The organism is Devosia ginsengisoli (genome assembly GCF_007859655.1).
GTDB lineage: Bacteria > Pseudomonadota > Alphaproteobacteria > Rhizobiales > Devosiaceae > Devosia > Devosia ginsengisoli.
The window spans coordinates 2,728,696-2,742,245 of the sequence record NZ_CP042304.1 but is presented as its reverse complement, the minus strand read 5'-3'; the positions used below and the strand labels follow the sequence as shown (position 1 = coordinate 2,742,245).

Below are 13,550 nucleotides of genomic sequence, written 5' to 3'. Positions count from 1 at the left end.
ACAGACGATGACTGAAAGCACTCCGATGCGCGCCCTCGATGGCATCCGCATTCTTGACTTCACCCAGATGATGATGGGCCCGCTCTGCACGCAGATGCTGGCCGACCTTGGGGCTGATGTCATCAAGGTGGAGCGGCCCGGCGCCGGCGAGTGGATGCGCGGCATGCCGATGATGGGCGGCAGTATTGCCGGCTCCTCATCCGCCTTTCACTCGTTCAACCGCAACAAGCGCTCGATCGCCATCGACCTGAAGGATGCTACCGGCCGGCAGACCCTGCTCGATTTGGCGCGCGAATGCGATGTGGTGACCGAGAACTTCCGGGCCGGGGTGATGGACCGCCTGGGCCTGGGCTACGAGGATTTCAAGGCGGTCAATCCCAGGATCATCTATGCGTCGGGATCGGGCTGGGGGCAGGATACCGAACTCGCCAGGCTGAACCGGCCGGGACAGGACCTGCTGGTGCAGGCCATGAGCGGCGTCATGCAGAATACCGGCCGCCGCAGCGATCCCCCGACTGCCTGCGGTACCCCCATAGCCGACTATGCGGCCTCCCAATCTATGGCGATCGGCATCCTGGCTGCTCTCATGGCGCGCCATCAGCATGGCGTCGGGCAGCGGCTTGAAGTCGACCTGTTCTCGTCCACGCTCAACGTCATGTCGCAGGAGAATTTCGTCGTTCTCAATCAGGACGTGGATTTCGAGCGGACCGAAACCGGATTGTCCACCTGCTGGAACGATGCGCCTTATGGCGTTTATCCAACGGCAGACGGCTGGGTGGCCATCGCAATGTGTCCGCTCGACAAGCTCGCTCGGCTGGTCGAAGATCCCAGCCTTGCCGAACTCGATCCCTGGGTCGATCGCGATGCGATCAAGCGTCGGGTGGAAATGCTGACCCGCAAGCGCGACACCGATGCCTGGATGGCCGACTTCGCCCTGGCCGATGTGTGGGCTGCGCCCGTGCGCACATCGCGCGAGGTCATGGATGATCTGGTGGCCACCAATTCGGACCGGCTGATTCGGTTCGAGCATCCCCGTGCCGGTACGCTGACCGCCATCGCCTGCCCGATCCGCTTCAGCAGGACGCCGGCCGATCTGCGCTATCCGTCGCCCGATGTAGGCGAGCATACCGAGGACGTGTTGCGCGACGTGCTGGGCCGCGACCGGCCGGCGGAGGTGGCATCGTGAGCGAGCCGGACTGGGGCCGGGCGCTGGTCGAGGCCGAAACGGCGCTGCTGCATCCTCATATCGAACTGCAACGGTTCGGCGCGGTCGAGTTGCTGCGCATCCGCCGTGAAGACGCGCTGGGCGCGCTGGGCGACGGCATGATCGAGGCGATCACCGACTACGCGATCGGGGTCGCGGGGCGATCGGAGATTCGCGCGCTGGTCTTGACCGGAACGGGCCGGAGCTTTGTCGCCGGCGCCGATATCAAGATCTATCACGGCGCAGGCCTGGGCGACTTCAATGCCTATCAGCGCCGCTCGCGTCGCATGTTCGACGCCATCGCCGGACTGCCGCAGGCCACCATTGCCGCGGTCAATGGCTACGCGCTTGGCGGGGGGTTCGAACTGGCGCTGAGCTGCGACCTCATTTTGATATCGGACAAGGCCAAGCTCGGCCTGCCCGAGATCAAGCTGGGGCTGCTGCCGGGTGGCGGGGGCACGCAGCGCCTGCCGCGCCTGGTCGGCGCCATGCGCGCCAAGGAACTCATCTTTTCGGGCCGCATGATCTCGGCGGCGGAGGCAGTTGCCTATGGTGCTGCGCTCGAAGCCTGCGCGCCCGATGATTTGCTGGGTCGTGCTCTCACTCTCGCCAACGAACTGGCCGAAAAGGCCCCATTGGCCCTGGCCGAGGCCAAGCGCGTTATCGATGACGGGCTTGAGGCCGCGCTGCCGTCGGCACTGACCTTCGAGCAGCGGGTGCTTGGCGCGCTCTATGCGACCGACGATGCCAAGGAAGGCATTGCGGCCTTTGTCGAAAAACGCCTACCCAATTTTTCTGCTCGATAGCTGGAGGAAACAATGCAGGACGATAAATCGGTGATCAGCTTTCGGCGCGGACCCTTCGCCACGGTGGATATGGGTCTGCCCGGCGACCATGAGGGGCAAACCGCTGTCCGCGTGTTCTTCGTCATGGGCAAGGACAAGACCGCGCTGATCGATAGCGGACTTTTTGCCGGCTATCCCTCGCTCCAGCGCGGCTTCGAAGAGCTCGGCCTCGATCTGAAGGCACTCGATCTGCTGCTGCTGACGCATGAACATATGGATCACGTCGGCAATAACGGCGCCCTCAAGCGCGCCAGCGGCTGTACGATCCTGGGGCACAGGGCCCGGGCGGATCGGGTGGCCGACAATATGCTCAATGCCACCACGATCGTGCATGCTTTTCCCGAAGGCGAGGGTTTCGACCTAGGGAGTGAATATCTCGACTGGATGGGGCCGGAACCCGGTCCGATCGACGCGTTCCTTGAAGATGGCAGCACGATCGACCTGGGCGGTGTCGTGCTGGAGGTGATCGGGCTGCCGGGACACTCCGCCGCTGAAATCGGATTCTTTGAGCCAAACGAGCGGGTACTCATCATCGCCGATCCGTTGCTTCCGGCCTTCAACCCCGTGCTCTACCTCTACGAGGACCCCGCAGAGATGCGACGCACCTTCGACAAGTTGGAACGGCTGATTCGCGAGCGGGGCGTCGAACTGGTCCTGCTGGCCCATGACGATCCGCAAACCGGGGAGCAGACATTGGCGCTGATCGATGATTGCCGCCGCCGGGTCGACAAGGTCGAAGCCTCCATTCTCGCCAATATCGAGAGCCATCCCGGCATCGGGTTCGCGGCTTTGCGCGACAAGGTTTGCGACGATAATGGCAAGGTGCGCGAATGGCGCGCTCTGGTGTCGATCGATGCGAGCTTGCGGGCCTTCGAGGCGCAGGGCAGGATTCGTCGTGATGGCAACGGTTGGGCGAGCGCTTGAAGACGGAAATGGCGTTGCACTATTCCGACGGCATTTTGCTCGGTCGCGCAGATGTTCCTGGATATGACTATCCCCGCATCGTGACGGTTCGCGATCGCGATCTGGTGGATATCACGGCGCCGGGCCTGGCGATGGTGCGGGATATTGCCGAGCGCGGGGACGCGGCGCGGGATGTGCGGGGTGCGGCCGGCACGATTGTCGGCAGCGTCGCGGACGTGCTGGCCAATTCGGCTGCGCAACAGCCCGATCCAGGCGTGGCGAAGCTGCTAGCGCCGATCGACCTGCAGGCGGTCAAGGCGTCGGGCGTGACCTTCGTCGTCTCACTCCTGGAGCGGGTGATCGAAGAGCAGGCGCGGGGGGATAAATTGCGAGCCGATGCGCTGCGCGGAGAGATCCTGGGCCTGATCGGCACCGATCTCAGCGAGCTGGTGCCGGGCTCGGAACCGGCCATGCAGGTCAAGGCGGCGCTCATCGAACGCGGCGTGTGGAGCCAGTATCTGGAGGTCGGTATCGGCCCCGATGCCGAGATTTTCACCAAGGGCCAGCCGATGAGTTCGGTGGGCTATGGCGCCGAAGTGGGCCTGCATCCGGTATCGCGCTGGAACAATCCGGAGCCTGAAGTGGCGCTGCTGGTGACCAGCAAGGGTGACATTATCGGCGCGACGCTGGGCAATGACGTCAACCTGCGCGATGTCGAGGGGCGCTCCGCGCTGCTCCTGGGCAAGGCAAAGGACAATAATGCGTCCGGCGCGCTGGGTCCGTTCATCCGGCTGTTCGACAGCGATTTCACTCTGGAAACGGTCAAAGAGGCCGAGATCGCGTTGCGTGTCGAGGGCGAGGACGGCTTCGTGCTCGAGGGGCATTCCTCGATGAGCCAGCTTTCGCGGACGCCCGAATCGCTGGTCTCGGCGACGATCGGGCGGCATCATCAATATCCCGACGGACTGGTGCTGTATCTGGGCACCATGTTTGCGCCGGTAAAGGACCGCGACGGGGCCGGCAAGGGCTTCACCCACAAGCTGGGCGATGTGGTGTCTATATCGACGCCGACGCTGGGCACGTTGCGCAACCGGGTGAATCTCTCCACCAAATGCCCGCCATGGACTTACGGCGCCAGCCACCTGATACGCGATTTGGCCAAGGCTGACCTGCTCTAGAAACACCCCGAAAGGTACGTTTATGGCTGAGTTGCATAAGAACCTAATCGACGGGGAATGGGTCGGTACAGAGGGTGTCGAGAACATCAACCCCTCCAATATCACCGAGATTGTCGGGATCTATGCCCGGGCCACCGCTGATGAAACGCAGCGGGCAATCGCTGCCGCCAAGGCGGCATTCCCGGCCTGGTCGCGCTCTGGCATTCTCGAGCGGCATGCGATCCTCTCGAGGACGAGCCAGGAAATGCTGGCGCGCAAGGCCGAACTGGGGGAGTTGCTGAGCCGGGAAGAGGGCAAGACGCTGCCGGAAGGCATTGGCGAAGTGACCCGCGCGGCGCAGATTTTCGACTTTTTCGCTGGCGAGGTGCTGCGGCTGGCTGGCGAAACTCTGCCATCTGTCCGTCCGGGCGTTGGCGTCGAGGTCACCCGCGAGCCGATCGGGGTGATCGGCATCATCACGCCGTGGAACTTCCCGATAGCCATCCCGGCCTGGAAAATCGCACCGGCTCTGGCCTATGGCAATACGGTGGTGATCAAGCCGGCCGATCTGGTGCCGGGCTCGGCTTGGGCCATCGTCGATATTCTGGTGCGCGCGGGTCTGCCCAAGGGCGTGCTGAACCTCGTGATGGGCAAGGGGTCAGTGGTGGGCCAGGCAATGCTGGACAGCAAGGATGTTGCCGCTATTTCCTTTACCGGCTCTGTGGGCACCGGCAAGCGTGTGGCGGCAGCCTCGGTGGAGCACAACCGCAAGTTCCAGCTGGAAATGGGCGGCAAGAATCCGACGATCGTGCTTGACGATGCCGACCTCAATGTGGCGGTGGAGACGGTGGCGCAATCGGCCTTCTTTTCGACGGGACAGCGCTGCACCGCATCGAGCCGCGTGATCGTGACCCATGGTATTCACGATCGGTTCGTCGACGCGCTGGCCGAGCGGGTGCGTAACCTGCGCGTCGGCCATGCGCTGGGCAAGGATACCGAAATCGGGCCGGTGGTCGATCCGAGCCAGCTCCGGCAGGACACCGACTATATCGAGTTCGGCAAGGCGGAGGGCGCCAGGCTTGTGGCCGGAGGCGAGAGAGTAAAGGCGGATACGGAGGGCTATTTTCTGCAGCCGGCTCTGTTCACCGAAGCGACCAACCAGATGCGCATCTCCCGGGAGGAGATCTTCGGGCCGGTGGCCGGCGTGATCCGGGTCAAGGATTACGAGGAAGCGCTGGCGACGGCTAATGATACCGAGTTCGGGCTCAGCGCTGGCATCGTCACCACCTCGCTCAAATATGCGACGCATTTCAAGCGCAATGCCGAGGCGGGCATGGTGATGGTCAATGTGCCGACGGCGGGGGTGGATTTCCATGTGCCGTTCGGTGGCCGCAAGGGGTCGAGTTACGGGCCGCGCGAGCAGGGTAAGTATGCCGCCGAGTTCTTCAGCGTGGTGAAGACTGCCTATACGGCGGCGGGGTGAGACAGCCTCTGTTTTGGCGACTAAAGCCGAGATGTTGGGGCGCAGCGCTGCTGGTTGTCGTGTGCTCTTGAAAGCCAGGTGCGGCGTAATGAATGACGGTGCGAGTAAATAAGTCCCTGCCATCGGCCGTTCTATACGTGATCTCACATACGACTACCCATTCCTGTCGCGGTGAAAACCAGGCTCACTGGGCTTGGATCAGTGAGCGAGTCCCGGGAGACCCCAAATTGCCTCTTTTTCGATTGTGATGGACAACAGACTGCTAGCGTGGCCAGTGGCCAAATCCCGGCACAACGATTGAGGTCTTTCGCCACCGACTTTGCCTGCGCTGGTCTGGCCACAACGCCTATCCCCGCCTACTTTCGCGGAAGAGGTCGTCGCTGCAGCGCGTTTCGCTCAGGGTGCGGGAGCACTACGCCACATTGTTCGTGACTCGCTTAGTGGATCATTCTGTCATGATCGAGCGGGCGCGCCATCGTGTTGCTCAACGTCGTCGGGAATTTGATCGCGGAGGCGCTCTCTCGATTGAAGCTTCTGGCCTAGCACCTCGACAAACCCTCGAACCGCTCTCGACCTTTGGCCTGGGCACTGGCATTGGCGTTGGGATCGAGCGGCGGTGGCGATGTGCAGGTCACGTTTGATCCGCGCTGTCTGCCGCGACAGGCGGTCCAGGCGCCGGGTGAAGGCCGCCTCTTGCATGTCAGAATTGTCGGGCGACAGGAAGGATTCCAGCGCCGCTTCGACCATGGCCGAGCGCGTCGTGCCTTTTCGTTTTCCAGATCTATCACCCGCGAGATCAAGCCAACCGGCAGGGAAGCATTTATTCGACCACGCAGGATCGTTCCTTTCAAAGCTCGATGCCGTCATCAGGATTGAGGGAGGCCTGCCGTGCAAGTCCACCCATGTACCGGCGCATGGCCTGCCGCTGGTGCGCCGCCTGGTCGGGATCGTTGTCGAGCACACCCCGGAACTCCTCGGCTGGACTCTTCGGCCGCGTTTCCTTGACGATGGCGACGTGATCGGGAAGCTCGGGCTCACGCCGCAGCCCGGCATTGCCTTGTCCCGTTCGGTCTTGTCGACCTCGGTCAAAAGCGCGGGGTCGGGCTTTCGTGCGGCCAGCTATTCGGTCGTGCGCTCGCATGCCGCTCCGGCCGCATGACGATGCGGGAGGCATCGTCGATTGACACGTGGACGTACTCCCAGCCGACTCCGCGTGAGTTGCTCTGGCCTGTTCGATCGCCTGTGATGCGATGCCCGACCCGTTCAAATCGTCCGAGCTTCTTGATGTCGAGATGGATCAGGCCGCCGGGTTCGGCATACTCGTAGCGCACGAAAGGTTCAGCCGGAGCAGGGTCTTTCATTCGTGGAAATCGCGTAGAGTGAACCTGCGGAGTAGAACACGTGATCGGCAGATCCGCTCGATCCGCACCTCGCCGATGTCACCATTTCCGCAGTAACCCGAACAGGGCCGATTACCTGCCTCTCATGGCCGGATTGGTACCTCCCTGAACGATCGGTAGCCTTGCAAAACATGAGTTCAAAAAGCCGCCGGTCCGAAATTCACCCCAATCTAGTCACCCGCTGATCTGAATGAGGCTGTCCGCTTTTGGGATTTCCGGAAGTCTAGTCGAACGGCCGGAATGGGGCGCAAACCGGCCATCGATTTGAGGGGAGATATGGGCCAACTTTCACCCCCCTCTAGCTACTATCGTATTAATTGCTTCCAGGAACGCTGAAGTGAACGATGCCCGATTGGACTGCCCCTAGCCCGGTAGACAGGCCCCGCCTATCCTTTGAGCATAGGAGGCAGCTTGTGAGTACCCAGAGATTTACCGCAGAATTTAAAGAAGAAGCCGTCAGGCAGGTGGTTGAACGCGGCTATCGCGTTCCGGATGTGGCGGCGCGCCTGGGCGTGTCGGCCCATAGCCTGTACAAATGGGTCAAGGCCGTTTCACCCGACCGATCCGAGCAGCAATCGCAGGAACTTCTCGAAGCCAAAAGCGAGGTTCTTCGCCTGCGTTCGCAACTGCGCCGTACGGAGGAGGAGCGGGATCTCTTAAAAAAAGCCGCGCGGTACTTTGCCAGGGAACCCGAGTGAAGTACCGCTTCATGAACGAGCACCGCCATGACTACGCCATCACGCTGATGTGCCGCGTCTTGCGAGTGGCTCGCGCCGGGTTTTACGCCTGGTTGCACGAGCCGGTGAGCGATCACGCCAGGGAAGATGCTCGCCTGCTCGAGCTTATTGAGGCTTCCTATAGCGCCAGCCATGGCGTTTACGGCGCGCGTCGCATTTTCGGCGACTTGCGCGAAGTTGGCGAAGTCTGCGGTCTCCACCGTGTCGAACGCATCATGGCTGAGAACGGCATCAAGCCAGTGCGCGGCTATAAGAAGCCGCGAGCCATTGCTGGCCGCCCCTCAATCATTGCTCCGAACCGCCTGCAGCGTGTCTTCACCGTTGATGCGCCCAACAAGGTCTGGGTGACCGACATAACCTATATCCGGACCTGGCAGGGCTGGCTCTATCTGGCGGTCGTCGTGGACCTGTTCGCACGCAAGGTGGTGGGCTGGTCGATGAAGCCCAGCCTCTCCAGAGAGCTGGCCATGGATGCGTTGCTGATGGCCGTCTGGCGCAGAAAGCCTGCCGGCAGCGTCCTTGTCCACTCAGATCAGGGGAGCCAATATGGCAGCGATGACTTCAAGCGGTTCTGTCAGGCCAACAACCTCGAACCCAGCATGAGCCGGCGTGCCAACTGCTGGGACAATGCCGTGGCCGAGTCATTCTTCTCGAGCCTGAAGAAGGAGCGCATTCGAAAACGCATCTATAAAACCCGCGACCTCGCTCGGGCCGACATCTTCGACTATATCGAGGTCTTCTACAACCGAACCCGCCGCCACTCCCATATCGGCGGCGTCAGTCCCGAGGCGTTCGAAACCGCCGCGGCGTGAGGCTGGGAATTGTCTGCCAAACCGGGGGCAGTCCACCTTTGAGCATAGGAGGCAGCTTGTGAGTACCCAGAGATTTACCGCAGAATTTAAAGAAGAAGCCGTCAGGCAGGTGGTTGAACGCGGCTATCGCGTTCCGGATGTGGCGGCGCGCCTGGGCGTGTCGGCCCATAGCCTGTACAAATGGGTCAAGGCCGTTTCACCCGACCGATCCGAGCAGCAATCGCAGGAACTTCTCGAAGCCAAAAGCGAGGTTCTTCGCCTGCGTTCGCAACTGCGCCGTACGGAGGAGGAGCGGGATCTCTTAAAAAAAGCCGCGCGGTACTTTGCCAGGGAACCCGAGTGAAGTACCGCTTCATGAACGAGCACCGCCATGACTACGCCATCACGCTGATGTGCCGCGTCTTGCGAGTGGCTCGCGCCGGGTTTTACGCCAGGCTGCACATTGCTGTGTCTCGATCCGGGCATAAAGAAAAATACCCGACTGCCCAAGTTCGTTCTTAGGTCATCGCGCTAAGCGCCACGTTCCAATCTCTTTGTGGGGGTGGTCAAAGCCAGCCGCCGCGCACGGGCTAAAAAGTAGCCCAGCGAGACCGCATAAACCGTGGTTTGCGGCAGAATGCCGAACGTCGCATTGCTGATACCCAGTGTAAACTGGCCGACGAACAGTAGAATTGCGCCCAGCACAATGGGACGATCCTGTCGCACCCGAGCATTGGCCAGCAGCATAAGGGGCGCTGCAAGCAACAAAATCCAGGCCAGTAGTCCGAAGCTGCCCCCCATGGCAGCGAAGTTGGCCCAATCGGCGTGGAGGTTGTCGAGAGTGTGCGTTTCGGGTTGTCCGGGAAAGAGGACCTGGGCGGTGTCCATAATCTGACCTAGGCCTACACCAACGATGGGTGATGTTTTCAGCACCTCTACCGCGGAGGTGTAAAGCGCTGCTCGAATGTCGTCAGGGCCGCCGGTGAAGCGGAAAATGTTAAGAGCGCTGTCGAGAGTGTGGGCAATACGATTGCTGCCGGTTCCGATCCAGGCAACAAAGCCAATCCCGGCAGCCAGGGAAGCAAGCATCGAATAGCGATAGAACCTTTCTCGCCATAGCCAGAAGAGCAGTATCACAAGCCCGACAATGGTAATGGCCATGGCGCCGACCATGGGGCCACGAGAATCCGATATCATAGCAGCAGCTAGGCCAAACACGGGGCCTAGGAGAAAAAGGTAACGCCGGGGCGATGTGCCGTAGACCACTCCGACCAACGCCAAGCCACCAATCATAGCGGCGAGCGATCCATAATGAATCGGATTATTGCCTAACCCCGGACGATGGACGCCGAGGACGAAATGCTCATAGGCGCCGCCAAGCAATGCGATCAGCGACGAAAGAAGGCACAGCCAGGCAAAAAAGGAGGGACTGGGGATCCAATTGGCTGGCCGTGCAAGAAGGCCGAGCGCAATTGTAGTGAGCATGGGAAGAAGCAGGACCGGCGCGAACAAGTCGGCCTCACTGCGATAAACGAATGGCACCGTTGCGGTTACAAGCGCGATGGCAATTAGAATGTCCGTTGACGTCGGTTGTTTGACGATGGACCACTCTGCCCGTCCGTAGCAAAGCAACGCGAGGAAGGCGATCGCCAGCGATATATAGGCACCGACATAAGCGGGATATCCGGGGGGCAGAATGGCCGCGGCAATAGCAATCAGCAGCATCGCACTCGCCAACGAAGACGGTGTTTGCTGCTGGTTTTTCTTATCCGGTGGAGAGCGCATCGATGATGTTGCTCAGCCTGCGGAAGGGCCAGGCATGCCCACGGCGTGATATGAGAAGCCCAGTGCTTCCGCCTCGCTCCGCCGAAACACGTTGCGCAGGTCCACGAGTTTTGCAGTTGTCATTGCGGATTTTATCCGCTTCAGATCAAGTGTGCGGAAAGTGCTCCATTCGGTAACCAGAACCAGGCAATCCGCGCTGGTGGCGGCATCATAGGCATCCTTGGCGTATTCGATATCTGAGATGATTGTGCGCGCCGCCGTCATGCCCTGGGGGTCGAAAGCGCGAATCCGTGCGCCTGCCTGTTTCAGCAACTGAATGATTGCAATCGAGGGGGCATCGCGTACATCGTCGGTATTGGGTTTGAATGTGAGACCCAATACGGCGACAGTTTTGCCTTGTACGTCCCCGCCCATGGCTTGAACGATCTTCTCACCCATGGCGTGCTTGCGCTGTTCGTTTACTTGGATAGTCGTCTCCACAAGGCGCAGTGGGCTGCCGTGATCCTGGCCGGTTTTTGCCAAAGCCAGCGTATCCTTTGGGAAACACGAGCCACCATAGCCCGGCCCGGCGTGGAGGAACTTGGTGCCAATGCGGTTGTCCAGGCCCATGCCGCGTGCGACTTCCTGCACATTGGCTCCAGTGCGATCGCACAGGTCGGCTATCTCGTTGATAAAGGTGATCTTCATCGCGAGAAACGCGTTGGAGGCGTACTTTATCAACTCGGCCGTTCTGCGCCCAGTGAACATCAACGGTCCCTGATTGAGATGAAAGGGGCGATAGATTTCTATCATTGGTGCGCGGGCGCGCTCGTCGTCCAAACCAATGACGATACGGTCAGGCAGTTTGAAGTCGTTAATTGCCGCACCTTCACGGAGAAATTCCGGATTGGAAACAACGACTACATCCGCTGCAGGACTAGTGCTTCTGATAATCCGCTCTATTTCATCGCCAGTACCGACCGGCACTGTCGATTTGTTAACCACTACGGTAAATCCGCGGACTGCCTTGGCAATCGAGGTTGAGGCCTCATAGACACGCGAGAGGTCTGCGTGGCCGTCTCCCGGTCGCGATGGAGTGCCCACGGCGATAAAAACTACGTCTGCATCGGCGACCGACGCTGCCAGATCAGTCGAGAAAGAAAGTCGCTCGGCCGCCACATTGCTGGCGACCAACTGTTCTAGGCCCGGCTCGAAGATCGGGGTATATCCGGCCTTCAAGGCAGCTATCTTTTGTTCGTCCAGGTCGACGCAAATGACCCGATGCCCAAAATCGGCAAAACAGGCGCCTGAGACAAGCCCGACATAACCTGTCCCAACAACAGTGATTTGCATGCGTGTTCACCAGATTGATATTTGAGTTCACAAATAGGGTTGGGTGCCGGACCCGGTCATTGGCCTTGAAGCCGGCCAAAGCAATACGCCGAGTCAGGGGGTAATCACGTTGCCTCCGCCCGCTATTCCTTCCAGAAGCGGCGTTTCATAGCCAACGATCGTGTTATCGGCGGCAAGGCCTTGGGTTGCCCCGATCGCATAGGATTCGGCTGTCGGCTGCCGCATTGTGAACGAATTGCCGACTACATAAGCATCCGTACCCTTGGAGACCGCGACGCCACGTCCGATATTGATGAGGGTGTTGCCCTGGATGGTCACCTGGGCGTTGCCAACCCAATACCCTATCTCAAGGTGGTTTATTTCAGTGTTCTCGTGCCGATTCTCGCGAGCCACACATCCGCTGGAGCCAGCGGTAAATATCACCGCTACCCCTTCCCCATCAGCATCCGATCTGGCACCGAGTTGACGATGGATATTTCTGAAGAAATTGCCTTCAATCAAGCAGTCATTTCCCGGGCGATTGATGCCAACCGCATAGACAAGTTCGGTAGCGCCAGCAATATCGTGGAATTCGCTACTCTTTACGGTGAGATTCGCGACGTCATCCGTGGCCGTAACACCCATATAGCGTGCGTGAATTATGAGGTCCTCAAGAGTAACCATCGATCCAGCAATGCTGATTGCCTGAAAACAGCCCAGCAATTGTCCATTCCGAACGATCACATCATTTCCAGCTATGTTGATCCCGGTAGTGACCGTATCTGGACTAGCGGGAGGCGCGCACTGAAGAATGTTGCCGTCAAGATCGAGCTCTACGCCTGAAGCCGTAATTGAAATGATGGTATTTGAACCGTGGCCATTGTTCCGATTGCTGCGCAATGTGTACTGCCCTGGCTCGGATATGTTGCCGCTAGCAGGGACCTCCCTGGCTTGTGTCGCGGTCGGTGTACCTGGGGTTCCAGGCGAAAATGTCATGTAGCCGCCCGTCACTACGAAAACCGCGGCCATGGTAAGGCAGAATTTTTGAAAGCTATCCATGAGAAATGGTCATAGTTGCTCGGGTTCAGCATGCCAAGGTCAACGTCTATGTAGACCTATCTTGCGTGCTTTCCACATGACGAAGCAGGCCCCGCAACATATAGTCGTGCAAAAAGCCATGTGTGAATGGAGTTCCACACGCTAATGCCCGGCCAAGATGCCCGATACCAGAATCACCATCACTACATCCGGGAGGGTTGGGCCAAGGAGCCGAAGGAAACCTTTAAAGCCCTGGCTGAAATTATCGAGATGCGGAGCGAACCGCGCAGTCACCTTGATGTTGGTTGTGCCACCGGCGAGCTGCTGTCCTATGCTCGCTCCCGTTTCCCGATCGACAAATCGGTGGGATGGGACGTTTTCGAGGAATTGCTGGAAACGGGTCGACGCCTGTTTCCGACGGCCGATTTCGCGCGGGTTTCAGTGGTCGATGACGCCGTTCCCGAGGGTAAATATGATCTCGTGACCGCGATGGGGGTCATGTCGATCTTCAGCTTTGCGCAGTTGGAGCGCTTCTGGCGCAATCTGACAGCGATGGTGGAGGATGGCGGAATGCTGGTGGTTCTGTCGCCTTTGAACGAGTTTGGCTGCGATATCGAAGTCACACACAGGAAGCGGCGTGATCGTGTTGCAGGGCATTGGGAGCAGGGCTGGAGCGTCTATTCGTTCGAGACTATCCGTGAAATTGTAGAAGAGCTCGGCTGGAAGGTAACGTTCGTGCCCTTCCAGATTGGGTTGGATCTGGAGCAGGCCGATGATCCAGTTCGTACCTGGACAGTAGCGACCGGCGACAATCCGCGGCAACTGACCAATGGCCTAAAGTTGCTGATCAATCACTACTTCATGGTTGTCCGTCGAGCGAACTAGCAATCCATTCT

At 59.8% G+C, this 13,550-nt stretch carries 11 protein-coding genes and 2 pseudogenes; 9 read left to right on the top strand and 4 right to left on the bottom strand.

Annotated features, from left to right (window positions below):
* Positions 1–7 precede the first annotated feature (7 nt).
* The 6 genes from FPZ08_RS13350 (at position 8) to FPZ08_RS22830 (ending at position 6,751) form a co-directional block, all read left to right on the top strand.
* Entirely contained in the window at positions 8–1,186 is a 1,179-nt protein-coding gene (locus FPZ08_RS13350; RefSeq protein ID WP_146290471.1) for a CaiB/BaiF CoA transferase family protein, read from the top strand.
* Positions 1,183–2,010 (top strand): enoyl-CoA hydratase/isomerase family protein, encoded by an 828-nt coding sequence (locus FPZ08_RS13345; protein ID WP_210246799.1) that lies wholly within the window; start codon positions 1,183–1,185, stop codon positions 2,008–2,010. The genes FPZ08_RS13350 and FPZ08_RS13345 overlap by 4 nt, the downstream gene beginning before the upstream one ends.
* A 12-nt stretch (positions 2,011–2,022) precedes the next feature.
* Complete coding sequence (locus FPZ08_RS13340; RefSeq protein WP_210246798.1) at positions 2,023–2,973, top strand: MBL fold metallo-hydrolase; 951 nt, start codon at positions 2,023–2,025, stop codon at positions 2,971–2,973.
* An 8-nt stretch (positions 2,974–2,981) separates the two neighbouring features.
* Entirely contained in the window at positions 2,982–4,130 is a 1,149-nt protein-coding gene (locus FPZ08_RS13335) for a fumarylacetoacetate hydrolase family protein (RefSeq protein WP_146290470.1), read from the top strand.
* Positions 4,131–4,152: 22 nt separating this feature from the next.
* Positions 4,153–5,592 (top strand): aldehyde dehydrogenase family protein, encoded by a 1,440-nt coding sequence (locus FPZ08_RS13330; protein ID WP_146290469.1) that lies wholly within the window; start codon positions 4,153–4,155, stop codon positions 5,590–5,592.
* A 697-nt stretch (positions 5,593–6,289) separates the two neighbouring features.
* A complete protein-coding gene (locus FPZ08_RS22830; protein ID WP_186766996.1) occupies positions 6,290–6,751 on the top strand; it encodes a hypothetical protein in 462 nt (153 codons plus the stop codon).
* Between the two features lies 1 nt (position 6,752).
* On the opposite strand, the pseudogene FPZ08_RS13320 reads toward FPZ08_RS22830, so the two are convergent.
* Positions 6,753–6,956: pseudogene (locus FPZ08_RS13320) on the bottom strand (IS481 family transposase); the annotation flags it as partial.
* A gap of 449 nt (positions 6,957–7,405) precedes the next feature.
* Here FPZ08_RS13320 and FPZ08_RS13310 point away from each other — a divergent pair.
* A protein-coding gene (locus FPZ08_RS13310) for an IS3 family transposase (RefSeq protein ID WP_210246797.1) occupies positions 7,406–8,541 on the top strand; the annotation gives its coding sequence in 2 pieces (ribosomal slippage) (positions 7,406–7,658 and positions 7,658–8,541; 1,137 coding nt in all).
* A gap of 58 nt (positions 8,542–8,599) precedes the next feature.
* Positions 8,600–8,994 (top strand): annotated as a pseudogene (locus tag FPZ08_RS13305) (transposase); the annotation flags it as partial.
* Positions 8,995–9,051: 57 nt separating this feature from the next.
* Here FPZ08_RS13305 and FPZ08_RS13300 read toward each other — a convergent pair.
* The 3 genes from FPZ08_RS13300 to FPZ08_RS13290 form a co-directional block, all read right to left on the bottom strand.
* On the bottom strand, positions 9,052–10,245 hold the full coding sequence (locus FPZ08_RS13300; RefSeq protein WP_186766994.1) for an O-antigen ligase family protein: 1,194 nt from the start codon (positions 10,243–10,245) through the stop codon (positions 9,052–9,054).
* A 72-nt stretch (positions 10,246–10,317) separates the two neighbouring features.
* Positions 10,318–11,637, bottom strand: a complete 1,320-nt coding sequence (locus FPZ08_RS13295; protein ID WP_146290465.1) for a UDP-glucose dehydrogenase family protein — start codon at positions 11,635–11,637, stop codon at positions 10,318–10,320.
* 93 nt (positions 11,638–11,730) lie between these two features.
* Complete coding sequence (locus FPZ08_RS13290; RefSeq protein WP_146290464.1) at positions 11,731–12,675, bottom strand: hypothetical protein; 945 nt, start codon at positions 12,673–12,675, stop codon at positions 11,731–11,733.
* 144 nt (positions 12,676–12,819) lie between these two features.
* Between FPZ08_RS13290 and FPZ08_RS13285 the strand changes: the two genes are divergently transcribed.
* Entirely contained in the window at positions 12,820–13,539 is a 720-nt protein-coding gene (locus tag FPZ08_RS13285) for a class I SAM-dependent methyltransferase (RefSeq protein ID WP_186766993.1), read from the top strand.
* Positions 13,540–13,550 lie beyond the last annotated feature (11 nt).